This window comes from Saccharomonospora cyanea NA-134, assembly GCF_000244975.1.
Lineage (GTDB): Bacteria > Actinomycetota > Actinomycetes > Mycobacteriales > Pseudonocardiaceae > Saccharomonospora > Saccharomonospora cyanea.
This window is the reverse complement of the sequence record NZ_CM001440.1, coordinates 2,157,690-2,182,624: the sequence shown is the minus strand read 5'-3', so window position 1 is coordinate 2,182,624 and position 24,935 is coordinate 2,157,690. Positions and strand designations below refer to the sequence as shown.

At 67.8% G+C, this 24,935-nt stretch carries 15 protein-coding genes and 1 tRNA gene; 13 read left to right on the top strand and 3 right to left on the bottom strand.

All coding sequences use genetic code 11. The features are described from left to right. Nucleotides 1-47: 47 nt before the first annotated feature. On the bottom strand, nucleotides 48-881 hold the full coding sequence (locus SACCYDRAFT_RS10440; RefSeq protein WP_005455988.1) for an alpha/beta fold hydrolase: 834 nt from the start codon (nucleotides 879-881) through the stop codon (nucleotides 48-50). A gap of 60 nt (nucleotides 882-941) precedes the next feature. Here SACCYDRAFT_RS10440 and SACCYDRAFT_RS27295 point away from each other — a divergent pair, with 60 nt between their 5' ends. Both SACCYDRAFT_RS27295 and SACCYDRAFT_RS10435 read left to right on the top strand, forming a co-directional pair. Further along, a complete protein-coding gene (locus SACCYDRAFT_RS27295; protein WP_083844739.1) occupies nucleotides 942-1,181 on the top strand; it encodes an ABATE domain-containing protein in 240 nt (79 codons plus the stop codon). Beyond that, nucleotides 1,142-6,880 carry a DUF4011 domain-containing protein gene (locus SACCYDRAFT_RS10435; protein WP_005455987.1) on the top strand — a complete coding sequence of 1,913 codons (5,739 nt, stop codon included), beginning with the start codon at nucleotides 1,142-1,144 and terminating at the stop codon, nucleotides 6,878-6,880. Before SACCYDRAFT_RS27295 ends, SACCYDRAFT_RS10435 begins: the two co-directional genes overlap by 40 nt. 62 nt (nucleotides 6,881-6,942) lie before the next feature. On the opposite strand, the gene SACCYDRAFT_RS10430 is transcribed toward SACCYDRAFT_RS10435, so the two are convergent. Continuing rightward, complete coding sequence (locus tag SACCYDRAFT_RS10430; protein ID WP_005455986.1) at nucleotides 6,943-8,265, bottom strand: M20/M25/M40 family metallo-hydrolase; 1,323 nt, start codon at nucleotides 8,263-8,265, stop codon at nucleotides 6,943-6,945. A gap of 101 nt (nucleotides 8,266-8,366) precedes the next feature. On the opposite strand from SACCYDRAFT_RS10430, the gene SACCYDRAFT_RS10425 reads away from it, so the two are divergent. Beyond that, a tRNA-Leu gene (locus SACCYDRAFT_RS10425) sits at nucleotides 8,367-8,450 on the top strand. Nucleotides 8,451-8,595: 145 nt separating this feature from the next. Next, nucleotides 8,596-9,093 carry a hypothetical protein gene (locus SACCYDRAFT_RS25395; protein ID WP_005455985.1) on the top strand — a complete coding sequence of 166 codons (498 nt, stop codon included), beginning with the start codon at nucleotides 8,596-8,598 and terminating at the stop codon, nucleotides 9,091-9,093. A gap of 235 nt (nucleotides 9,094-9,328) precedes the next feature. On the opposite strand, the gene SACCYDRAFT_RS10415 is transcribed toward SACCYDRAFT_RS25395, so the two are convergent. Then, the gene (locus SACCYDRAFT_RS10415; RefSeq protein ID WP_005455984.1) at nucleotides 9,329-10,102 is read right to left on the bottom strand and encodes a methyltransferase domain-containing protein; all 774 of its coding nucleotides are present in this window, start codon (nucleotides 10,100-10,102) and stop codon (nucleotides 9,329-9,331) included. Nucleotides 10,103-10,269: 167 nt separating this feature from the next. Here SACCYDRAFT_RS10415 and SACCYDRAFT_RS10410 point away from each other — a divergent pair, with 167 nt between their 5' ends. From SACCYDRAFT_RS10410 to SACCYDRAFT_RS10370, 9 genes are all read left to right on the top strand, one after another. Then, nucleotides 10,270-11,769, top strand: coding sequence for a DUF3375 domain-containing protein (locus tag SACCYDRAFT_RS10410; RefSeq protein ID WP_005455982.1), 1,500 nt, complete (start codon nucleotides 10,270-10,272; stop codon nucleotides 11,767-11,769). After that, nucleotides 11,766-12,434 carry a DUF4194 domain-containing protein gene (locus tag SACCYDRAFT_RS10405; RefSeq protein WP_005455980.1) on the top strand — a complete coding sequence of 223 codons (669 nt, stop codon included), beginning with the start codon at nucleotides 11,766-11,768 and terminating at the stop codon, nucleotides 12,432-12,434. Before SACCYDRAFT_RS10410 ends, SACCYDRAFT_RS10405 begins: the two co-directional genes overlap by 4 nt. After that, the gene (locus tag SACCYDRAFT_RS10400) at nucleotides 12,431-15,775 is read left to right on the top strand and encodes an ATP-binding protein (RefSeq protein ID WP_043536359.1); all 3,345 of its coding nucleotides are present in this window, start codon (nucleotides 12,431-12,433) and stop codon (nucleotides 15,773-15,775) included. Before SACCYDRAFT_RS10405 ends, SACCYDRAFT_RS10400 begins: the two co-directional genes overlap by 4 nt. Then, a complete protein-coding gene (locus tag SACCYDRAFT_RS10395) occupies nucleotides 15,772-17,004 on the top strand; it encodes a Wadjet anti-phage system protein JetD domain-containing protein (RefSeq protein WP_005455976.1) in 1,233 nt (410 codons plus the stop codon). The genes SACCYDRAFT_RS10400 and SACCYDRAFT_RS10395 overlap by 4 nt, the downstream gene beginning before the upstream one ends. A gap of 456 nt (nucleotides 17,005-17,460) precedes the next feature. Then, complete coding sequence (locus tag SACCYDRAFT_RS27350; protein WP_043536357.1) at nucleotides 17,461-17,928, top strand: hypothetical protein; 468 nt, start codon at nucleotides 17,461-17,463, stop codon at nucleotides 17,926-17,928. After that, complete coding sequence (locus tag SACCYDRAFT_RS10385; RefSeq protein ID WP_005455972.1) at nucleotides 17,898-19,319, top strand: hypothetical protein; 1,422 nt, start codon at nucleotides 17,898-17,900, stop codon at nucleotides 19,317-19,319. Before SACCYDRAFT_RS27350 ends, SACCYDRAFT_RS10385 begins: the two co-directional genes overlap by 31 nt. Further along, a complete protein-coding gene (locus SACCYDRAFT_RS10380; RefSeq protein WP_005455970.1) occupies nucleotides 19,316-20,668 on the top strand; it encodes a VWA domain-containing protein in 1,353 nt (450 codons plus the stop codon). Before SACCYDRAFT_RS10385 ends, SACCYDRAFT_RS10380 begins: the two co-directional genes overlap by 4 nt. 18 nt (nucleotides 20,669-20,686) lie before the next feature. Beyond that, on the top strand, nucleotides 20,687-21,799 hold the full coding sequence (locus SACCYDRAFT_RS10375; protein ID WP_005455968.1) for an ATP-binding protein: 1,113 nt from the start codon (nucleotides 20,687-20,689) through the stop codon (nucleotides 21,797-21,799). After that, nucleotides 21,796-24,561, top strand: a complete 2,766-nt coding sequence (locus tag SACCYDRAFT_RS10370; protein WP_005455966.1) for a DUF5682 family protein — start codon at nucleotides 21,796-21,798, stop codon at nucleotides 24,559-24,561. Before SACCYDRAFT_RS10375 ends, SACCYDRAFT_RS10370 begins: the two co-directional genes overlap by 4 nt. Nucleotides 24,562-24,935: the final 374 nt, after the last annotated feature.

Sequence of the window (24,935 nt, the reverse complement as noted above, 5' to 3'; positions counted from 1 at the left end):
GCCAGCCTGCCTGACCGGACGCATGCCGGCCGGGCGCGCCGCCGACGTCAGGCCGCCAGGTAGGCGAGCAGGTGGCGCACGAGGGTCTCGGGCTTCTCCTCTGCGATGAAATGACCGCAGCCCGGGATCGCCTCCCCGAAGGCTCGTGGGGCGAATGGCTTCCAGGCGGCGACGACATCTCCGCGCGGAAGCCCATGCTCCCCCCAGAGCACCTGAACCGGCAGATCCAGGATGCGACCGGCCTCGGCATCCGCGAGATCGTCGGCGAGATCGCCGTCGGTGGCGCGGTAGTCATCGAACCCGGCTCGCAGTGCTCCGGGTCGGGAGAACGCCTCCACGTAGTGCGGGATGGCGTCGTCGAGCGCAGCGCGCTCGACCGCCCAGCGCTCGAAGAAGTACCCCAGGTAACCGGCGACATCGGCGCCCGCGAGGCGCTCGGGAAGGTCCGGCTGCTCGTGGAAGAGCCAGTGCCAGTAGCCCTTGGCCGCGCGGGGACCGCCCTGGTGCATGGTGTGCAGGGTCGGAGCAATGTCCAGCAGCGTGAGGTGGGAGACCATCGCCCCATGGTCGAGCGCCAGGCGATGCGCCACCCGCGCGCCGCGGTCGTGGCCCACTAGGCGCATGGTGTCGTGGCCGAGCGCGTGAACCAGCTCGACGACATCCTGCGCCATGCGTCGCTTGCGGTAATCGCCGACGACCTTGTCGGTGTGTCCGTACCCCCGCAGATCGGGAGCCACGACGTCGTAGTGCTCGGCGAGCGCGGGGAGAAGCTTGCGCCAGCAGGCCGAGGTCTGGGGCCAGCCGTGCAGCAGGACGAGCAACGGACCCTTCCCTCGCCGCTCGTAGTGCATGGTCAGTTCTGACAGGGCGATGGAAGGCACGCTCTGTTTCTAGCCATCTGACGGGGTTAGGTCAAGCGCGCGTCGGCGTACGCTAGCTGGATGGGCCGTCGCGACTGGCTTTTCACGGGTGGGGCGCTCAGCATCGACTTCGTCAACACCCTGCGCGAGCGCTGGTCCACACGTCCTCGCGACACGATCGCCGATGATCAGGAGCTGGCGGAGTGGATGCGCTCCGCCGGCCTGCCGCTCTCCTCCGCTGAGGACGGAGCGGGGGCACCGAGAGGCCTTCCGCCTCCGCGATGCGCTGGAGGCGCTCTTCGAGCGCAGGGCCGAGCCTGAGCACCTGGATCGCATCAACTCCGCGGGTTCTCGCTCACAACGAGTGGTTCAACTCTCCCACGCTCTACGACTCCATCGCCGCGTTCGTGCAACCCAACACCTCCTCCGTCGGTCGGGTGCTACGCAGCGCCCGTGAGTTGCTCGAACGAGAAACGGGTTCCAGCTCGATCCAGGGCTACCAGGCCGGCCCGGAACGAGCCGCGCTCATCGGCGGAGCGGTGTACGAGGCCTTGCGGCAACACCGCATCAGCTACGTCAGCACCCAGGCGTCCTTCGAACGCACAGGCCAGAAGGTACGTACGACCTCCGCCGTACTACGCGAGCAACTGGGCAACTGTCTGGACCTGTCCGTCACGTACGCGGCGTGCCTGGAAGCGGCAGGCTTGCATCCCCTCGTCTTCATCGTCTCGGGCCATGCCTTCGCCGGATTCTTCCTCGACGAGGAACGGCTTCCTGAGACCGTCTCGCTCGACGCCAACCATATGACCAACCTTGTCGAGGCGCGCCGCGCGATCGCGGTCGAGCTGACCGGGGTGGGGCCGGGTCGGGATTCGATGTCGTTCGCCGACGCCGTGGCGGCCGCGGACGCGCATTTCCGTGCCGACGACCACACTCTGCTCGGCATGGTCGACATCGCTCTGGCACACCGCAACGGCGTCAAGGCCCTGCCGTCGCAGGACCGACTGCGCGCGGACGAACCCGACATCGAACAGCCCCCGGCCAGGACCACGCTGGCGCTACCGGCCGAGCTTCTGCGGTCGGGTGCACTGCGCGGCGAGGAGAACCTCGCCGTGCGCGGTGGTGACGACGGTGCGCCCGAGCGGATCAAGCAGTGGCGCAAGGCGTTGCTCGATCTCAGCCTGCGCAACCCGCTACTGAAACTCCCCCGTACCGGCAAGGGTGTGGACCTGCACGTGCCCGTCAGCGCGCTGCCCGTACTCGACGACCTCGTACACGCCGGAAAGCCGGTGCGGCTGGTACCGGAAGACCACATCGGTGGCGTGGACCGGATGCGCCGCGTCTCCCGGGCGCAGGAACTTCCCGATGACGTCCTCGCCGAGGAACTGCGGCGTGACCACCGCATTCACGTGGCGGTGTCCGACCACCGCTATGTGACGAAGATGCGAGCTCTGCAACGCGAAGCGCGCACTCTGCAGCAGGAAACCGGCAGCAACTACCTCTATCTGACGCTGGGAACGCTCGTGCATCCCGGGCCCTCCGGCGAGGCACACGCACCGCTGTTCCTGCTTCCCGTCCGCATCGACGGAGGCACGGGCCACAAGCCGTACACGATCGTGATCGACGGTGACGAGATCGCCACGCCGAACTACTGCCTCATCGAATGGCTACGTGTCCGACACGGCGTGCGCATTCCCGAACTGGAAAACCCGATCCTCGACGAGGACGGTATCGACATCGACCGTTCTCTCGAAGCGATCCGCACCAGCCTGGTCGAGAACAACCTGCACTACCGCATCGACGAGCGCGCGAGTCTACGCCTGTTGCAGTTCTCGACGTTCCAGATGTGGCGAGACCTCACCGACCACTGGCAGCGGTTCCTGGACAATCCCGTCGTCCGGCATCTGGTGGAGAAGCCCGGCCACGCCTTCGTCGATCCTGTCGCCGGGGAGGACTCGTTCGACGAAGGCCGGTTGCACCTGCCCATCGCCGCCGACGGATCACAGCAACGGGCGATCGTCATGGCTGCGCAGGGGCGGTCGTTCGTTCTCGAAGGACCCCCCGGCACCGGCAAGTCGCAGACGATCACCAACCTGATCGCCCATGCCATGGCACAGGGCAGGACGGTGCTGTTCGTCGCGGAGAAACAAGCCGCGCTCGACGTGGTCAAACGCAGGCTCGCCGCGAACGGACTCGGCGACTTCTGTCTCGACCTGCACGGCCGGAAACAGTCGTTGGCCAGTATCAAGGCACAGTTGCGCACAGCGCGGGCTCGCACCGCCCGGTTCGACGAGCACGGCTGGAACGCGACGGAAGCGGCGTTCCGACGCAGCTTCACCAGGTTGCGGGGCTACCCGGCCAAGCTGCACTCCCCCAACGCGGCCGGGATGTCCGTATGGTCTGCCTACGCGGCATCCACCGTGCACAGTGAGGGCCCGGTTGCCGACGTACCTACCGCGTTCTTCGCCCTCGACGATGAGCGGCGTTCCCAAACCGAGACCGCCGCTCGGGCTCTGCCCACAGCCGCCGAGTCCGCCCGGTTGCGGTCTCACCATCCATGGGCGATCAGCGGCCTGCGGGACGTTTCCGGGGTGAGCGTGGCCGAGCTTGTGCAGGCCGCTGAAGACCTGGCCGCAGCTCAGCAGCGATTCCACGAGTTGCCGCCACAGCTACGGGACCGCCTCGCCGCACTGCCCCGGCCCCAGTACGCCGGTGCCGCGCTTCCCACCGCCCGGCTGTCCGCGTCGGGAAGGCTGCCCGGCCCGCAGGACACAGCGGCAGCCGCCGTGCCGGGATGGGACGACATGGTGGCCACGCTGCTCAGCGACATCGACAGGTTCCGGCTCGACCACGCCCGGGTTCTCGCCACGTTCCGACCCGAGTTGTTCGTCCACGCCGACCTGCCCACACTGGCAGCGGAAGCGGCCGACGCCGACAAGGGTTTGTTCGGTAGGAAGAAGAGGAAGCAGGCTCTCACCGAACGGCTGAGCCCCTACCTCGTCGCCGGCGCCGAACTCGACCCGGATCGGGTTGTTCCTGTGATGGCCGAGGTGATGGCGGCCCGCGAGGCGGCGGCTTGGCTGTACCAGCGAGCCCACAGTGTCGCGGGCCTGTCCCTGCCACTCGACTGGACACCGGTGCTGCCCAACGCCGTCACCGCGGTTCACGAGCGGCGTGACGCCCTCATCACCGCGCGCACCCTGCGCGCCGACATGCCGGGGCTGTGGCAGGCCCTCGGTAGTCTCGGCACGGCCACGCCCGTGGAGGTGCTCGAACGGTTCGTGTCGGCGTGGGGCCGATGGTTGTTGCTGCTCAACGTGAGCGATGAGGAGTTCGCTCTGTGGAGCGAAGGCCGGGGTTGGGCACATGCATGGGAGACCGACGGCGCCGTCTGGCTCGGTGAGTTGCGGCAACAAGGTCTGCTTCCGTTGCAGCGGTGGGGCACTCTGCTCGCCCACACCGACGTGCTCGCCCGGTGCGGTCTCCACGAATTCCGCGAGCGGGTTCTGCGTGGTACGTTGCCTGCCGCGGAACTCGAACTCGCGTATCTGCGGGGAGTGGCACGATCAGCGCTCCAGGAACGTCTCGACGGGAACGGGCTGCGCTTCTTCGACGGCGAGGATCACGAACACCACGTCCGCGAATACCTCCGGCTCGGTGGCGAGCTGAGGACGTTGCTGCCCGAACGCATGGCGACCGAGATCGTCAGCAGGCGGCCTCGGCTGGAGGAGAACGCCCGAGACCGGGGAGGTGAGTTCCTGCGTCACCTGAAGCCGTCTCGCCGTGGTGGTCGTAACCATCTTTCCTTCCGGCAGTTGCTCGCGAAGTACCCGGACACGGTGACCGCGCTGACCCCGTGCTTCCTGATGAGTCCGGCGTCGGTGGCCACGTTCCTCGAACCGGGAGCGATCGAGTTCGACCTGGTGGTCTTCGACGAGGCTTCCCAGATCCGGGTGGCGCAGGCGATCGGGGCGATGGGCAGGGCCCGGTCGGTGGTCGTGGTCGGCGACTCCAAGCAGATGCCGCCCACGAGCGTCATGGAAGCCGGTCACGGCGATCTGGACGACGACGCACCGACCGACGACGACACCACGGCCGCGCTCGCCGACCTGGAGAGCATTCTCGAGGAGTGCGTGGAATCCGGGCTGCCACAGGAGTGGCTGACCTGGCACTATCGCAGTACCGACGAAACACTCATCACGTTCTCGAACCACCACTACTACGAGGGCAAGCTGCACAGTCTGCCCGCTCCCGGCGGACCGGAGGACGCGGCGGTGACGTGGCGGCGCGTCGACGGTGTGTTCGACCGCGGCAAGCGTGGCACCCGTACCAACCGGATCGAGGCGGAAGCGGTCGTCGACCAGATCGGCCATCTGCTCGCCGGGCAGAACACGGGCAAGAAGAAGCAGTCCATCGGGGTCGTGACATTCAACGTCCAGCAACGGGACCTGATCCTGAACCTGCTGGAGGAGAGCTCCGATCCCCGCGTCCAGGCGGCACTGGCACGAGAGGACGAGCCCCTGTTCGTGAAGAACCTGGAGAACGTGCAGGGCGACGAACGGGATGTCGTGCTGTTCTCGCTGGCGTTCTCCCTGGACGACAACGGCAAACTACCGCTCAACTTCGGGCCGTTGACCAGGGCGGGTGGGGAACGCAGGCTGAATGTCGCCGTGACACGCGCTCGGCAACGGGTGATCTTGTTCAGCTCCTTCGATCCGAAGGACATCGACCTGTCGCGGACGAACGCGACCGGAACCCGGCATCTGCGGGCGTACCTGGACCTGGCCGCCCACGGTTTCGACCAGCTCGGCCAACCACAATCCCACGACACCCCTGGTGGCGAACGCGTTCTGGACGAGGTGGCGCAGACACTTCGATCCCGCGGTTACAGGGTGGCCACACACTTCGGGCTGTCCCAGTTCACCGTCGACCTCGCTGTCCGGGAACCGGGCAGTGACCGCTGGCAGGTCGCGGCGCTGCTGGACGGACCGGCGTGGGCGTCGAAACCGACGGTGGCCGACCGGGACGCGGCTCCACAACTGCTTGGAAAGCTCATGCGCTGGCCCGCGACCGTGCGGATCTGGCTGCCCGAATGGATCAGGAACCAGGACGCGGTCCTGGACAAGATCGAACGCGCGATCAAGGAGGCATCGGCTGCTCAGGCACGGACCGACACAGCCGACACGGGTGCCGAGACGCCCAGGGAGACCGAACAACCGACGCGCATCCTGGCACCGATTCACCGGGACGCCGAGAAAGCCTCGCCCGGACCACAGCAGCACGAGGCAGAGGTGATCGAGGAGGCCGACGAAACGGAGGCTGTGAAGGGCATCGTGGCGCTCCCCGAAGCCGACGCGGGGACGGGGTTCATCGCGAACCAGGCAACCACGGTGCGACCACGACCACTTTCGCCATCGACCGGGAGTGATCCCCGGTCACGCGACGACGAGTCGATGCGTGAGGCCGCCGCACCCGTGGACGGCCCTGCCCCGTTCGTGCCGTTCAAACCGGAGATCGTCGGATCGAAGGAGGACTTCGAGGCTCTGCCGCACGACAAGCGGGTGCGACGACTGGTGGCCGACCTGTTCATCGAGATCACCCGGTTCGAAGGCCCGGTCGAGATCGGTCGACTGGCGAACGCGGTCGTCAGGTCCTTCGATTTCAGCCGGGTGCGACAGAACCGCGAACAGGAGGCGCTGGTCTGTCTGCCGAGGAGTCTCCGCAAGCGGAAAAGCGGTCTCGGCGTGTTCGTCTGGCCACCGCACCTTGACCCGGACACCTGGTGCGGCTATCGCGTGACGCAGAGGCCCGGCGACCGCAAGGTCGGCGAGATCGCACCGGAGGAGATCACCAACGCCATGCGAGAGGTGCTGACCTCCGAGCAGCCGACGACGGAGGAGAAGCTCTTCCGTGCGACGCTGGAATTGCTGGGCCACCGGAGCCTGACACAGCAGGCCCATGACGTTCTGAGCAAGGCGTTGAAGTTCGGTGTGAGGGAGGGTCGCCTGCCTACCGAGTGACCGGAAGGCGAAGCGGACCATCCGGCTTCGTGGGGCCCGCACGGGCGCGGGCCCCACGAAGCTCACGCGTTGCGGAAGAACCGGTCCAGCACGCGTGTGCCGAACTTCAGCGCGTCCACGGGAACGCGCTCGTCGACGCCGTGGAACAGCGCCGAGAAGTCGAGGTCGTCCGGCAGCTTCAGCGGCGCGAACCCGAAGTTGCGGATCCCGAGCTTCTGGAACGCCTTCGCGTCGGTGCCTCCCGACAGCATGTACGGCAGCGTGCGCGCACCGGGGTCCTCGGCGAGCACGGCGGCGCTCATCGCGTCGACCAGCGCACCGTCGAAGGTCGTCTCGACCGGCGGCAGCTCCAGCCACTCCTTCTCGATGTCCGGGCCGAGGATCTCGTCGAGCTCGCGGTTGAAGGCCTCGACCCGACCGGGCAGGATGCGGCAGTCGACGGTGGCCTCGGCCGTGGACGGGATGACGTTGGCCTTGTACCCGGCGTTGAGCATGGTCGGGTTGGCCGTGTCACGCAGCGTCGCGCCGATCATGCGCGAGATGTTGCCGAGCTTGGCCACCGCGCCCTCGATGTCGTCCTCGGGGAAGTCCCAGCCGGTGATCTCGGTGACGCCCGCGAGGAACTCGCGCACCGAGTCGGTCAAAACGAGCGGGAACCGGTGGTTGCCGAGCCGTGCCACGGCCTCCGACAGCTTCGTGACGGCGTTGTCGTGGTGCAGCATCGAGCCGTGGCCCGCCGTGCCACGCACCCGCAGCGTCATCCAGCGGATGCCCTTCTCGGCGGTCTCGATGAGGTAGGCACGCACGTTGTCACGCAGCGTGATCGAGAAACCGCCGACCTCGCTGATGGCCTCGGTCGCGCCCTCGAACAACTCCGGTCGGTGCTCGACCAGCCACTGCGCGCCGTACTGGCTGCCCGCCTCCTCGTCGGCGAGGAACGCGAAGATGATGTCACGCGGCGGCACGATGCCGTGGCGCTTGTAGTGCCGCGCCAGGGCCAGGGACATGCCGACCATGTCCTTCATGTCCACCGCCCCGCGGCCCCACACGTAGCCGTCCTGGACGGCTCCGGAGAACGGGTGAACCGACCACTCGGAGGGGTCGGCGGGTACGACGTCCAGATGGCCGTGCACGAGCAGCGCACCCCGGCTCGGGTCGGCGCCCGCCAGGCGCGCGATCACGTTGTGCCGGCTCTTCGCGCCGGACTCCACGTAGGTGATCTCGTAGCCGACCTCGGTGAGCTTCTCGGCCACGTATTCGGCGGCCTCGCGCTCGCCGGCCAGCGTCGCCGGATCGCCCGTGTTGGTGGTGTCGATGCGGATCAGCTCGCTCGTCAGCGTGACGGCTTCGTCGGCGGCCTCGTCGATCAGATTGGGTTCGGTCACCGCACCTTCCTATCATTCGCGCAGGTGAGCTCGCTGTGGGCGCGAAAGGGCACCCCCCGTGCACGAGCTGTTCGGGCGTCCGCTACTCTATTCCCCAGCAAGTCCGAGTGGCGGAATGGCAGACGCGCTAGCTTGAGGTGCTAGTGCCCGTAAAGGGCGTGGGGGTTCAAGTCCCCCCTCGGACACTCTGAGTGCCAGGTGATGAACCGGTCGTCGCAGGCGGCCGGTTCTTTTGTTTCTTAGTGCGCTTCCAGGCGCGGCGCCGCACGACGACGGCATGGACACACGAAGCACGCCGAGCCGAGTCTGGTACCGCGTAGGGTCACCCGCGTGGAGGGACGGCAGCGCAGGGGCGAGGAGAAGTGGGCGGACAACCCCCGGCTGAACCTATGGACCGCCGCACAGGCTGCCGCCTTCGAAACACGCTCCCCGCTCGACAGTGGCGGATGGGATTTCAGCATCGAGTCCCTTGACCGGCTCGAGGACCTGCTGCGCCGCCGCTTCGCTTCCTACGAGGACATCATGGCGGCCCATGACACCGAGCTCGTCAGCGTCGCCGCTTGGTACCTCGGAGAGGTCCACGTCCGCCACTACGGGGCGCAGTGGCGGTGCCGGCCCGAACCCGATCCCCAGGGTCTCGGAAACGATCAACCCTATGTCACCATCCCCGTCAGCCGCGCCGACGAGTATCCCCCGGCCGACGACGACCCCGACGGGGACGGCCGCCCCCTCACCGTCCCCGTCAACGAACTGGACGCCCTGTTCCTGCGCGGCCCCGGTCACCATCTCCGCGACACCCTCACCCGCTACCGGCCCCGGACCTGGTGACCACCCGCCGCGCTCCGGCCCGCCGTCGTGTCGACCGACGGCACGTAAGGCGAAGGACCCGTCCTACGGTGACAGAGACATCGAGTAGCACATGCTCGTTCGCGACGCGGCGTGCGGTGGGCTCGGCCTGTGCCAGTTCACCGCGCGGGCATTCCCCTTGCCGCTCACTGATGTTGACTTCCGGGTGTAACGGAACCCGTGAGCCCGCGTCAGTCCGTGTATGCCGCGGCCGCTGTCACCGGTTCTTCCCCCAGATCGACACGTGCTTGGTGCTGTCAGCCGTGAACTCCGAACGATCCCAGTCGGCCCAGCGGTGCTTCAGGCTCATCCCGGCTATGCGCGCCATGAGGTCCAACTCGGACGGCCAGGCATACCGGAAGGGAATGCGGCGGAACGACCCCTTCCCGTCCGGCGACACGGTGACGTGGTTCGAGGTGAACTGCTGCGTCACGACGTCGTACTGGTCGAACCCGACATAGCCACCACTGTCGGCGGCGGGCGCCACCTCGAACGGGACCGTGTCCTGCCCGGGCGGCAGGCGACGCAGGTCCGGCAGACTCACCTCGACGAGGAACAGCCCGCCCGACCGCAGGTGCGCGGCCGCATTGCGGAAGACGTCGACCTGCCCGTCCTGTGTGGTCACGTTACTGATCGTGTTGAACACCAGGTAGACCAGCGAGAACCGACCGGCCACCCGCGTCGTCGTCATGTCGCCGATCGTGACCTCGACCGCGTCACCGCCCGGCTTGCTCGCGATGCGCGCTGCCATCGCCCGGCTGAGCTCGATGCCACTCACCGGCACCCCGCGAGCGGCCAACGGCGCGGCGATGCGCCCAGTCCCGACAGCGAACTCGAGTACGACTCCATCAGCAAGATCCTCGAGGACATCGACCACGGGAGTCACCACCTCGGGCGCGTTCGCGCCGCCCGGAGCGTCGTACCCTGCGGCCACGCTCTCGGGAAACCAGCCGTCCGCCGGATCGTCTCCCGCATTCCGGTATTTCGTCACGGTCGCCAACGCTACGCCCGCAACGGCCCCCGCCCACCCCGATTTCGACGCCAGTAAGAGCGGGCTCGGCAATTGCCGAAGATCTGCTGGAGGTGTGACCAGCCGTGATCCCGCCAACGCGGCGCGGTCACCGACCGTGTCGGACTCACGCCGTACGCTACGCGGCGATGGCTACACGAGGCATAGAAGGCGCGTACCAGGGTGCGCTCCGGGCGTTCCAGAACCCGATGCTCGCCCTGCTTCACCAGACGCACGCGCCGTTCGTGGTGACGGTGCTGGCGATGGTCTTCACCGCGGAGCGGCCGAGCGTGGCGGTGGCGGACGCGCACGCGGAGATCAACGACGCCCTCGACCAGTTGCGGGCCGCGGGCTACGGGGACGAGGACAACCAGCCGTTGCCGGCTGGGAACGCGCGGGACCTCTGCAGGCAGTGGGTGCAGGCGGGCTGGTTGGTGCGGCAGGTGTCCGACGACGACGTCGAGGTGTACCGCCTGTCCGCGTACGGCGTCGGTGCGCTCGAGGTCGCGGGCCGGGTCGGCGGAGTGCGAACCAGGGTGTCGGAGTCGCGGGTCAGGACACTGCTGGAAGCGATCGAGCGGCTCGCGCAGGACGCCGATCCGGACGTGATGGCCCGGATCGCGCGTCTCCACGAAGAGATCCAGCAACGTCAGAAGGAGCTCACCCGGCTCGAACGGGGCGGCACAGTCGAGACGGTCGCCGACGAGCAGCTGCTTGAGGCGGCCGAGAACGTGCTGCACCTGGCGCGGGAACTGCCGGCGGACTTCGCCCGCGTGGCCGAGTCGATCAAAGCCGTCCAGCGCGACGTCGTCGCCGAGCTGCGGCACGACGTGCGGCCGACCGGTGAGGTCCTCCGGGAGTACCTGGATCGCGGCAAGCGAATCCTGGACGCGACCCCGGAGGGCCGTGCGTTCGCGGGGGCGTTGCGGCTGATCGGTGATCCGGCGCAGATCCATAACCTGTGGAGTCAGCTGCGAACAGTGCTACGGCACAGGTTCACCGATCTGCTGCCGGAGCAGCAGCGGCGGGAGCTCACCGAGATCTCGCGCCGGGTCGAGCAGGGCGTCAGTGAGGTGCTGACCGCGCAGCGGCAGGCATCCCATGTGATCACCACCCAGGTACGCAACCACGATCCGATGCGGGACCGCCAGGTCGACGAGCTGCTGAGGAACGTGATGGCCGGTCTCCACGAGTGGGTCCCCGGTTCACGCCGCGGCGAGGCCGTCGAGCCGCTCCGTCGTCTACCGGTGGCCGACGTCGGGCACCTGCGGCAGCGGATGAGTGACCTACGGCCGCCGCAGCCGCCCGCGCCGTTGCGTGAGTGGGATGAGACCGAGGACGTGACGACCGCGGACACCCGGGCATGGGGTGGCCCCCGGTACGCCGCACTGCAGGCGCACTTGGTGACGTTCGCGGGCGACGCGGAGAACGTGGATGTCGCGGCGGCCTTCCGCGCGGCGGACGAGGATCTCCAGCGGCCGGTCGACCTGCTCGGTTTGCTGGAGATCGCACACGACTCCGGGATGACCGAGACAGCCGAGGTCGCCATGGTCGACACGGTCCGACCCGACGGGACCAGGCGACGGTTCGCCCTCGGTGGTGTGGTGGCGGCGAACCCGGCGAGCGCTGACGAAAGCGGTGACCGATGAGTGAGCTCGATCCCGGCGACGGCTGGTCGGCCGGCTCGACCGCCGGGTTCATCGACCCGGTTCCGATGGAGGACGATCCGACCGAGTTGTTCCCCGGGGACGCGGGCACGCTCGACGCGGACGTGCGGCGGGTGTTGGTCCAGTTGTTGCGTCGCAAGTTCCTGTTGGCCGAGAAGAACCCGGCGCAGTGGCGCACGTTGCTGGAGAACCAGCAGATCATCGAGTCACGGATGCACGACCTGTTCGTCCGTCTTGTGGTCGATCACGACCGGGGCATCGCGTACAAGCAGCAGGTGCGTTCGACGGAGCTGGACGTGCCGATCCTGCTCAGGGACGAGCCCTACAACCGGGCCGAGACGTTGGTGCTGGTGCACCTGCGGACCGTCTTCCAACGGGAACGCGGCACGGGAGAGACGTCCGCACGCGTGGACATCGAGGAGCTGGAACAGACCGTGCTGACCTACTTCGATCCCAACGACCACAACCTGGCCCGCACCCAACAGGAGGTTCGCAGTGCGGTGCAGCGGCTGGTCACCGAAGGCCTGCTCGTCGAGGAGTCCGCGGGCCGGTATCGGATCACCCCGCTGGTGGAGGTCGTGCTGAGTACCGCGAAGCTCGCCGAGTTGGAACAGTGGTTGCGCGAACGAAACGAGGCCACGGCGTGAGCATGATCGACACGCTGTTCGGGTTGATCCCGGCGGCATCGCGGGGCCAGCAGTGGGTGGCACGGGACCTGCAACTGGTGAACTGGGGCGGCTACGACGGGTATCACACCGTGCGTTTCGCGCCTGGCGCGACCCTGCTCAGTGGCGGTTCGGGCTCAGGTAAGTCGACGCTGATGGACTCCTACATCGCGTTGCTCATGCCGCATACGACTCCTTTCAACGGGGCGTCCAACGGCGGGGTGGTCGGCAGACCCCGGGGCAAGGATCAGCGCAACATCCTCTCCTATGCGCGCGGCAAGCTCGACGAGTCCCGAGCTGACGGTGAGACGAAGGTGCGGGTGCTGCGCGGAGACGGCCGCGATACCTGGTCGGCCATCGCGATGACCTGGGTCGATCACACCGGTGCCGAGTTCACGGCGCTCCGCGCCTGGTACGTTCCGTCGTCTGCCCGCACCCTCGACGACGTCGTGGCGGTGCGCGCCACCTGCGACCACCACTACTCACTGCGGGCGTTGGAAGGCCCGGCGGGCAAGCGGCTCGCCCGCACCGAGGTCGAGGCGACCGGATTGACCTGCTTCGAAACCGACCGGGACTTCACCGCACGGCTCCACACCACGCTCGGCATCGGCGCCGCGGGCGACGGACACAAGGCGGTCGCGCTGCTCGGTCGGATCCAGGCCGGCCAGCAGATCACCACCGTCGACGCCCTGTACAAGACGATGGTCCTCGAAGAACCGTCCACTTTGGCCACTGCGGACGCGGTGGTCCAGCAGTTCGACGAGCTGTCCGAAATCCGGAAGCGGATGATCGTCGCTCGCCAGCAGGTGAAGGCGTTGACTCCGATCCGCGAGCATCGCCGCGCCATCGACGAAGCGGAGGAACAGCTGCGACTGATCGACGCGGTCGGCTCGTTCAGCGAGGCGTCGTCCCCTGCCGCGTTGTGGCGTCATGAACGTCGGCTCGATCTCCTCCGCGCGGCCGAGAGGGACCTGGCCCGACGGCACCGCCGGGCCAAGGAGGAATTGAGGGAGACCAACGCCCTCGTCGAAGCGACCGAAGCGCAGTGCGAAGGGGCGGCCGACACGCTTCGCGCCTCCGGTGGTGACCGCCTGGACACCGCGCTCCGGGAGTTGCGTGGCGTCGAGCAACGGTTGCTCGACGTCGAACGAGCACGGAAGCAGCTGGACCGGGCACTCGACACCCTCGGCACTACGGTGTCGACCGGCGAGGACTTCGCCGCACTGGTCGAGACGGCCCATCGGTCCCTGGCCGACACGGAAGCCAGGCGAACCGCCCAGACCCGGTTCGCCGAGGCGATGGCGGAGAAGAAGCAAACCGAAGCCGAACTGGCCGAGTTGCGCGCCGAGCACAAGGCGGTCAAGTCGCGGAGGGGGAACATCCCGACCGAGCTGCACGCGGCTCGCGCGGCGTGGGCCGAGGCCGCCGGCCTGACGCCGGACGACCTGCCGTTCGTCGGCGAGCTGATCGAGGTCAGCACCGAGTTCGAGCCGTGGCGCGAGGCGTTCAACCTGGCACTCGGCGGGTTCGCCACGCGGATGCTCATCGACATCGGACGGTTGAACGCGTTCCGAGAGGCCATCAACAAGGTCAGGACAGCTCGACGAGTGCAGTTCGAGGGCGTGCGCACGGGGTTGCGCGACGAGGTCGGACTCAACGCGAAGACGCTCCCCGGCAGGCTCGACTACCGGCCGTCGCCGTTCACCGCCTGGCTCAAGAGCGAGCTCGCCCGCCGGTTCGACTTCGTCTGTGTCGAGACACCCCGGCTGCTCGCGCAGTACCCCAAGGCGCTCACGATCGACGGGCAGATGTCGCAAGGCAGTCGGGGCGCGCACGGCGGCCACGGCCGCGCCAACGTGCTCGGCTTCACCAACAGCAGGCTGCTCGCCGACCTGGACCATCGGATCGGCCTCGCGCGCCACCGCCTCGACGAGGCCGTCGCTTGGGTGTCGCGGGCGGAGGACGAGCTCAACTCGTTCGAGGCCAGGCGTGCGGCCTACCGGACCCTGACCGAGTTGTCGTGGGACCAGGTGGACGTCGAGTCGGTCCAGGCGGAACGGGACCGGTGGAACCGTGTCGTCGACGAGGTCCGCGCAGGCAATCCGAAGATCGACCAGCTGCAGCGACAGGTGGATGAGCTCAAGGAGCGGGTCAGGGACCTCACCGAGCGCGCAGGTCAACAGAAGAAGACCGTGGAGGTGCTCGGCGAGAGCTGGGAGGCGACCGTCGACGAGGTGGACCGCGCCCAGTCGGCGCTCGACGCGGCCGCGGAGACAGGCACGGTCGTCCTTCCGGAACACCAGGAGTACCTGGAGGCGTTGTTCGACAGCGTCCCGGACAGCGCCACCCCGGCGACGGAGCTCGCGGAGTTCGACGCGGCGGTGAAACTGGCCACCGACAGACTCGTCGCCGACCGACGCTCGGCGACGGAGACGATCGGCCGGTCGAGGAAGGCGTTGGAGGACACGTTCTCGACGTTCCTCGAACGCTGGCCGAACCCGAACCTCGGTACCGACCCGGACGCCTCGTACCGCGACTTCGACCGCGTACTCACCGACCTGGAGACCAGCGGTCTGCACGAGCTGGAGGCCGAGTGGAGGGACAGTCTGCTCAAACTGTCCGGCAACGACCTCACCGGCCTGGACAGCGAGCTGGCCGCCGCGGTTCGGGAGATCCGTGACCGGATCGACCCGGTCAACCGCATCCTCGCCGAACTGCCGTTCGCCGACGACAACCACCGACTGCGCATCGACCCGCAGGAGAGCCATTCCACGGTGCGCGCCCGGTTCCGCAAGGAGCTGCGCGACGTTCGCGCCTTCATCGACCGGGCGGAAACGGACGCCGACCGGGAACGCGCCTATCACCGGATGGCCAAGGTGATCGACCGGATCCGCCGCACCGCCCCCGACTTCGCCGACCTCGTCGACGTCCGCAACCACGTCCGAATCAGCGCCGAGAAACGGGACCTCGACGGCAGGCACGTCGCCGTGTACGACCACATCGGCGAGAAGTCCGGGGGCGAGTCGCAGGAACTGGTGGCGTTCATCGTCGGTGCCGCGTTGCGGTACCAGCTGGGTGACGCGGGCGCCGAGCGTCCCCGCTACGCCCCCATCTTCCTCGACGAAGCGCTGATCAAGGCGGACGCGCGCCTCACCGGCCGGGCCATCGGCGCGTGGCGCGGACTCGGTTTCCAGCTGATCATCGGCGCTCCCAACGACAAGCACAGCGCGATCGAGCCACACGTGGACGCGGAGTACCTGATTCTCAAGAACTCCGAGGGCCGATCGTGGGCGAAGCCTCTGGTCGGGGTTGGTGACGAATGAGCGCACTCGTCAACCCGGAGGACGCCCTGACGGCGGTCCGCCGCAAGCTCGGCCAGAAGTGGGCGGAAGCCGTGTGCGCGGGCTTCGGCGTCGGCGACCGGGTCATCTTCTCCGTTCCGCTTCGCCCCGGCGTGTCGACGGGCAAGGCCGTCGAGCAGCTCGGGCACGCCGCATGGCACGAGTGGCACAGGCGTTGGCGTGAGTTCGCGAGCCGGCTTCCCGCCGGTGTCGAAATCGTTCGCAAAGCGGTGACCATCCGTGGAGTCGCCGGTGGTTTCCCCGCGACGCTCAAGGCGGATCTGGACGGTGCCGTCACGCTCCTCGCCGACACCCGCACCGGTGCTGAACCACCCACAGTGGACATCCGCCGTGCCCGTGAGCTCGCGTCGGCGCTGCGAGCCGCCGGCGCGACTCTCACCCCGGCCACGCTCCGGGCTGCCTACCGTCTTCGGGCCATCGACGTGGAGGTGCTGCTGGGCGCCGTGACCTGGTTACGGCAACACCCCGATGCCGGCACCTGGACCCTGCGGCAACTCCCGATCCCAGGTATGCACACCAAATGGCTGGACTCCCACGGCGCACTGCTGCGCGATGTCGCTGGACGTGACGTCCGGGAAGAGGTCCGGCCCCGGCTGACCGTCACGCACCTGACCTATGTCGACCCTGACCACGCTGCATCGGGCCGCCGCAGGCACGACGCCTGGACAACCGGTGACGTGCACGACATCGCCTACCGGCCGCGCGTCGTCCTCGTCGTGGAGAACCGAGACTCCCGCCTCTGGTTCCCGCCGGTCAGGGACACGATCGTGGTCGAGGGCGGTGGGAAAGCCGCAGCCGCCCTCCTGGGAGGAGTGCCCTGGATCCGTGCCGCGGAGCACATCGTCTACTGGGGCGACATCGATGCGGACGGGTACGCGATCCTCGACCGGTTTCGCGGCACTCTGGCCGCACCCGCACCGGACGGGGCTCCGGCGAAGCCGGTCACCTCCATCCTCATGGACGCCACCGACCTGCATCACTACGCCGAGTACGGCGTTGACCACGACAAGAACGGTCGTCCTATCAAGCCGTCACCGGAGCTCTTGCCACACCTGACCGAAGCCGAAAGAACCGCGTACGACACCATCGCGACCGCGGGCCCCACCCCGTTCCGCCGGATCGAGCAGGAAGCCATCCCCCTCGCCCACGCCGTGACCCGGCTGCTGCAGGTCGTGGACGGCCAGGGGTGAGCGGGCGAGGACACGAGTACACCGCTGTCCAGGTCCCTCGGCGAGCACCTGCCGCATCGGCACGGGCTCACGCTGGTACTTCGACGCGGTCGCGGGGTTCCAGCGTGAGTCGACAGCTGTGCCTGCACCACTGGTCGCTGTCGCCCCGGCGCCGACGCCGTCCTTGTAACACATCGGCAGAGGCTGACCCACCCGCCCTCTCGCGACCACACCACACTCCGGCAGCGACCACGGCGTTGATCTGCCGGTCTGCCGGTCTGCCGGTCCCCTGTCATCACTGGTACACCCGAGGGAACAGCGCGCAGCGGCCGCGCCCCGAGCCTCCCCGCTCTCGGCAGCAGAATTGTCGGTGGTGGCCGATAGTCTCCTGTGGAGCCTCGCCGGGGAGCACGGTGAGCGGTGTGAGCCAAGGGAGATAGTGCGTTGTCCGTTTGGGAGAGATCCAGCACGGCGCGGGTGTTACTGCCCGCTCGCCCACGCAAGCTGGCCAAGGTCCCGTTCGTCGAGTTGACCGACGGGCGTGTGCAGGGTGTGGTGTCGAGCGGATCGGATCTCGGGCGGGTCTACGTCTCCTCAGTGGAGGCGAGCAGTTACGCCTTTTCCTGCAGTACCAACAACAATCGGCCCTGTGGTGGTGCGCGGGGTACGTTCTGCAACCACATTCCGGCCCTGCTCAACGAGGCGGTGCTGCAGTACGGCGGCGAGCGGGTTGCCCGTTATCTGCGGGTCGACGTCGCTGACGAGGTGACCGGACAGCTGATCGCCCTGGAGATGAGTAACACCCAGCCCACACCGGCAGACAGCAGCGCCGCCGCGACCGTTTTCAGCAGGTTTCTACGTCACCTCGCCTACCTGGAGCTCACTCCGACCACCGCGCCATTGCCTGAGATGCAGTGGTTCCCGCCGACCAGGGCGGTGGTGTGATGCGGGCCGACCTGCTCGCCGGGGATATCGCCGGACTCGGCGAGGCGTTGGCGGTGGTCGATGCCTGTGATCGGACACTCGTCGACGGGCTGCTGCGTCCGCAGCCCGACCAGGTCGCGGCACTGACCGAGTTGGCGGACGGTGTCGCAGGCACACCGCTCGCCGGCCCGGTCGCCGAAGCCGTGGAGAAGGTGGCGGTGGGCGCTGCGAGCGAGGATCACCTCGTCGTGATCGCCGCCGCCCGCACCGCACTGCTCGGCTCGGTCCACGACGCGTTGGTGGCACGGATCGACGAGGCCACAGGCCGTCCGCGTGGCGAGGAGATCGCGAGCGAGCCCGGGCAGCGGCAGATGCCGAACCTCCTTGGGGCGGCACGGTCCTGGCTGTCCGATGTGGCTCGCACCGGGTGGCGGGGCATCGATCATGACCTGGTGTCCGGATCGGCTCAGGTCGTCTCCGCGATGTTGCCCGATCCGGAGCTACGCCGTCTCGCTGTGCTGCTCGACGGCTTCGCCGCGGAACTCGCCGCTTCCTGTCCCGACACAATGCTCGACCGCGTCCCGGTTCGCCGCTGGGGTGATCTGTGGTCTCGCGCAATGGTGTTGACACTGCCCGGCGCGGCCGACGTGCCCGCGATCGAAACGGTCACCGGACGACTCCTGCCACTGGGTGTGGACATGCACGAGCACGCCACAGCCGCGCAGGCACAGGTGCACGCCGTCTTCGAACCCGAGGACGGCGGCACACCCCGGCTCGTGCGTGCCAGTGTGTCGGCGCCGAAACCCGACTCCGTCGTCAGCGCCGGCATCTGGCAGCTGCTGCGCCCGCACCTGTCACTTCTGACCGCCGTCAGTGAGGGCCGGTCGATGGACGTCGACGGCATGCCACTCACCTCCGAAGGCGATCTGCTCTGGAGCGATGAGCACGCCCGCCCCGGGGAACCCGCCGAGCCGTTCACCACCGCACGCGTGGTGTTGCCCACCGCGACCACCTCGGCGACCGCTCCGCTGAACCGACACCCTGCCCACATCGCCGTGCCGGTCTTCCTGGAGGGCTACACCGCTGACGAAGACGACGACGTGCTGACGTTCACTGTCGCCGGGCATCGGTTGTCCGTGGAGACCGACCGTCTCCCGGTCGCTGGGCCGCTCACCCCTGACGGAGTCGCCGCGTCGACCGCGTGTATCGGACTGCTCCGCTGGGATGACGGCACGTTCGTCGTCCAGCCGCTCGCTGTGGAAACCACGGTCAAGCGGAAGAAGGGTGTTGCGGTCCAGGCTGGAGCGTGGGCCGGGGGTACCACCGACAAGAACGGCATCAAGGCCGAGAAGGCCGCTACCACCGCCGTCACGGTGCTGCGGGAGCGGGCGGGAAGGTTGTTGCGCAAGTGACGTCCCACGACAACCGGCGCCAGGTCCTGTACTGGCGGCTCCTGGCGCGGCTCTTCGATCCTGAGGAGCGGGCGTCCCTGGAGGCGGCAAGTGTCGCCGTCGTCGACGACATCGGCCTGCCGAGCGCGCTGCTGGACCCTCACGTGTCCGTCGACGCGGTGGTGCAGCGTCACCCCGAACTGGCCGCGGAGTTCGATCACCTGATGGTACGGGACCCCGATGCGGAACGCGACGGCGCCGCCGAGGTGTCGCGCGCGGCACTCGTCTCGAAGGTGCTGCTCAACGTGTTCGCCAACCGCTCCGGCACGGTGACCGCCGAACAGCTGTCGCAATGGCAGGCCGACACCGGCTGGCTCGAACGAGCGCTGGGGTGTGCACCGGGGAGCCTGCGCGGCGGCCGTTCGGGGCAGAGGACCAGCGGTGGTGGGACGAGCTCCGACCTCGACACGCTGCTCCCGGACATCGGCCCTGAGTTGGCGAATCTCGAGGCCGACCTCATCAAGCGCATGCACCTGCGCGAGGTCCTCGCTGATCCCGCACTGGCCGCACACCTGACCCCGAGTATGTCGCTGATCGAGCAGCTGCTGCGTGACAAGAACAACCTCTCCGGGATGGCGCTCGCCAACGCCAAGGCACTGATCCGCCGGTTCGTCGACGAGGTCGCCGAGGTCCTGCGCACCGAGGTGGCGAAGGCGTCCGTCGGCACAGCGGATCGTTCGGTTCCGCCGAAACGGGTGTTCCGCAACCTCGACGTCGACCGCACGATCTGGAAGAACCTGGTCAACTGGAGCCCCGACGAGGAACGGCTCCATGTCGATCGGCTCTACTATCGCCATACCGCACGTAAGACGACGCCGCAGCGGTTGATCGCGGTCGTCGACCAGTCAGGGTCGATGGTCGACTCGATGGTCAACTGCGCGATCCTCGCGTCCATCTTCGCGGGGCTACCGAAGGTGGACGTACACCTTCTCGCCTACGACACACAAGCTCTCGATCTCACGCCCTGGGTCCATGACCCGTTCGAAACGCTGTTGCGGACCAACCTCGGCGGCGGAACCGACGGCATGGTGGCCATGGAGCTGCTCCGACCGAAGATCCCCGAACCGCGTAACACCGTCGTCGTGTGGATCTCGGACTTCTACGAATCGCGAGTCGAGCAGCTGTTCGACTCCATGACCGCGATTCATCGGTCCGGCTCGAAGTTCATTCCCGTCGGTTCGGTGAGCAGCACCGGCCGTGGTGCTGTCAACCCCTGGTTCCGGGAACGTTTCAAGGATCTCGGCACGCCGGTGATCTCCGGCCATGTCAGCAGACTCGTGCACGAACTCAAAGCTTTCCTCACCGCCTGACACAGAAAGGTCTTGTGCATGTCGGACTTGTTGCGCGCTCCCGCCGAGGTCAAGTATGCGGAGGAGTTGGACTGGCTGGAGTCGATCGACGACAGCCCTAAACCGTTCGCCTGGCGACTGTCTCCGAAGATGGTCCGCCTGTTCATTCTGGGCTCCGAGCGGGCCGACGGTCTGGACAGGGAGATCTCGCAGAAGTGGTTCGGCGACCGCAGTTTCGTCGAGCGGGCCATCGTCACGCTGGCGTCCGACCGCGGCCTCCTGCTGATCGGTGACCCGGGCACCGGCAAGAGCTGGTTGGCCGAACTGCTGGCCGCCGCGATCTCGCGGAACTCGACGCTCGTGGTGCAGGGCACGGCCGGCACCACCGAGGACCAGATCAAGTACTCGTGGAACGTGTCGATGGTCATCGCGAAGGGCCAGTCGCGGGAGTCGATGATCCCGTCACCGATCATGACCGCGATGGAACAGGGTGCCATCGGCCGCTTCGAGGAACTGACCCGTTCCACGAGCGACGTGCAGGACGCACTGATCTCGATTCTGTCGGAGAAGTACATCTCGGTGCCCGAGCTGGACAGCGACAACATCGTGTTCGCCAAGCCCGGCTTCTCCATCATCGCGACCGCCAACAGTCGGGACCGCGGTGTCAACGATCTGTCCTCGGCGTTGAAGCGTCGGTTCAACTTCGTGCGCATTCCGGTGGTGACGAACAAGAAGAGCGAGGCGGAGATCGTCCGTTTCCGCACCGAAGAGCTGCTGCGTCGCCACCAGATCGAGCTGGACGTGCCGCCGACGCTGCTGGACGTGCTGCTGCGCAGCTTCGCCGACCTGCGCGCTTCGGCTGCCTCTGCGGGCAGCGACGACGAGAAGCTGGAGTCCGCGTTGTCCACCGCCGAACAGATCGGTGTGTTGGAGGACGCGATCCTGCACAGCAACTTCTTCGGCGAGCGCGCGCTGACCGCCCGCACCCTCGCCTCCTCCCTCGTCGGCTCGCTGGCGCGGCGTGAACCCGAGGACCTCGCCATCCTGAACAAGTACCTGCACGGTGTCGTCGAGCCGCGCAGCAAAGACGAAGGTGGAGACTGGCCGGACTTCCTGGAGGGCGGCCGCGACGCGATCGCCACCCTGTCATGACCGAGTTCGATGCGCTGCGCACGCAGCTACGGGAGGCCGCCGCCGCGTTCGCGGACGGGCCGGACGCCCTGGAGGGACTCCTGCTCGGCATCGTCGACGACGTCGACCGCGCGATCCGGGAACGGTTGGAGATCTTCCCGGTTTGTCATCACTCGCCCGCGTCGGCCACCGCGATGGCCCGCCGGCTGCGGGAGAAGCAGCCGAAGGTGGTCTACCTGGAGCTGTGCGAGGACATGGCACCGCTGTTGACCGAACTCCGCAACTGCCGGCTTCCGGTCGCGGTGCAGGCGTTCGCGAGCGAGGTCGACGGGTTTCCGCCCGAGTGGGCTCCGCTGTCGGTGGTCGCGCCGATCACCGAGGCCTCGGCGGAGTACCAGGCGATCGCGTACGCGTTGGACACGCCTGGCGTCGAGCTGGTCCTGGTCGACCGGTCGTCCGATCACGTCTTTCAGTGGGAACGGAGACGGACGCCGCCGGACACGAGGCCCGCCGACCCGGATACGGCGCCACGCGAGGAGGAGGCGCTGCACGGCGACGCGATCGGCGTCGAACTCGGTGATCTGCGGCCGCGGTTCGCCGAGCTGGAGGAGCACCTGCTGCACCACGGTAGGGTGCGGCACTGGTCGGAGTGGTGGCACCAGTACGTCGAACTGCCGCTCGGGGACAGTGACCACGACACCTACCGGCAGGTGATGTTCCTGATCGGCAGTCTGTTCCGGCGTCTCGCACCCGGGGACTCGCACCGGATCCGGGTGGACGAGGACCGCGAACGGTACATGTGGACACGCATACGGGAGCACCTCGCGACGACCGGTGGTGCGCCGGAGGACGGCCTTTACGTGTGTGGCGCGTTCCACGCCGCCAGCCGGGTCGCGGAGTTCGGCGTCGACGGCACCGACACCTTCGGCATCAGCCCCAGAAGCGCGAGCACGTGGCAGTACGGGCTGATCCCATCCAGCCATGCGGCCATCGAGGCACAGTTCGGTTTGGCTCCCGGCTCGGTGTCGATCGCTGCGACGGAGTGGGCGAAGAACGTCAAGCGCTCTCGAGTGAAGCCGTTCCGGCTGGCGGGGCAACTCGGCGGTGGCAAGCGGAAGAAGACCAAGGCGCTTCCTGACCCCGCGCCGGCCCTCACGCCGTCGGACAACCTGACCGGCTTCCTGCAACGGCCACCTGTGCTCGACCGCTTGGACGAAGCCGAACTGCTGGACTGGTCCGTGGAGGTCGTACGGGCCGCGCGCCGCAACGGTTACCTCGCCGCGACCGCCGACGCCATTGCCGTGTTCGAGACGTCGATCCTCCTCGCGGGGATGCGCGACCGGATCAAGCCCACCCCGTACGACTTCCAGGACGCGGCGATCACGTGTCTCGAGAAGGACGCCGTGCCGGGACGCCGGGACGTGCGCCGCATCGTCGAAATCATGATGGGCGGCGACCGGCTGGGCCAGGTCGGCTACGACGCGCTGCCACCCCTGGCCCGCGACGTTCACGACCGGCTCGCGCCGTTGAAGCTCTCCCTGCAGCGACGCGGCGTGCAACGGGCGTTGCTCGACATCGCGTCGAACCCGGAACTGGAACCGTGCTCGGACCTGCTGTGGATGTTGCGGTATCTGTTGCCGCACGGCGCGGCACGGCCGATCATGGGGCAACGGCGGCTGGGTGAACGCCCGATCCAGGAGTCGTGGGACCTCGCGCTGGGCACGCACCAGCGAGCACTCATCGAGCTGGGTTACGAGGGCGTCAGCGTCGAGCAGGTGATGGAGCAACGCCTGCGACGGAGCGCCTACGACTCGCGGTCGACCGCGGCGACCGTGCTGGCGGCCGTCGAGGACGCGACCCTGTACCTGCGCGGTTCCCGACTCGCCGACGAGCTGGGAACCCGAGCGCTGCAGGTCCTGGCGACCGAACGCAGCGTTGACGGTGCACCGGAGGTGCTGCGGCGGGTGCGGCGGCTGTTGGCGTTCTACCGAACCAGCGAACCGGTGTTGCCCCCGTGGATCGAGTCCTTCGTCAAAGCCGGTTACGCGCACTACTGCACCCTGCTGCCGACCGCGTTCACCGACGAGCACACGAGTGTCGATCAGGTAGCCGCGATGCTGGGCTTCCTGTTCAGCATGGAAGGCCTGGCGCTGTCGCTGGGCTGCGACCGGGCACAGCTGGAACTGGCGGTGTCACAGTCTCACCCGGAGGAACCGGCGAAGGTGGCGTTGTTGTGGTCGGCGCAGGTGCAGCTCGGAAAACTCACCCGGGCTGAGTTGCGCGCGACATGCGACGAGCTGCTGGACAACCCGCTGGTGCTGCCCGCGTATCCGCGGTACCTCAGCGGGTTCGTGCACGCCCTGGAACCCGTGCCGGGTCTGGTGGACTTCGTGGTGGAGGTGGTGTCGAACGCGTTCGCCCGGCTGCCGGATCACGTTCTGCTGCCGTGGCTGCCGATCCTGATCACCACGTTGAGGGCCGGAGGCACCGAGCTGGCTCCGCTGCTGATTCGCGAGTCCGATCGAATCTTCCCCAGCAGGCTCGCGGAACTCGACGAGTGGGTGCCGCCGTGGCTGGCGGAAGATGTCATCCCGGCCGCACCGCGTGCGCAACGCAGCCGTGGTGTCTCACTGTTGGCTGCCTACCCGGCAACCTGTGACGCGGTCGCGAATCTCCTCTGTTGTGACGCCACCTGGGAGGGCAGTAGTGGCACGAGCGGCGTCAGCCTGGTCGGTCGGTATCCGGACACGGCGAAGACACTCGGGGAACTGTTGAGTCGCTGACCCGGTCGTTCACCTAGCGATCGCACAATGGTCGACATCGAGGACACACGGGCTCGCCCGGGAGCTACTGGATCAGCATCAGCGGCCGTCCGTGGAACTGGCCTCGAGGCGATCGGGGCCGGTTCCGGTCACCGCGCGTAGAGGACGGTTGGGAACCGCTGACCACGCTGTGGTTGTGACGGGTTCTTGACCCCACACACGTGGCCCCATCGGCACGGAGTCACCGGGCTTCGGACGGACGGGTGGTCATTCACGGATCGTTTCATGTCATGCCGTTTTCGGAAACGGCGTGCTGAGTGGTCTCGTGCCGATGCGCGCATCGGTTCTCGACCAATGCCATCTGCCGAAAACCTGCGGGACCGGGATTCCGAGCT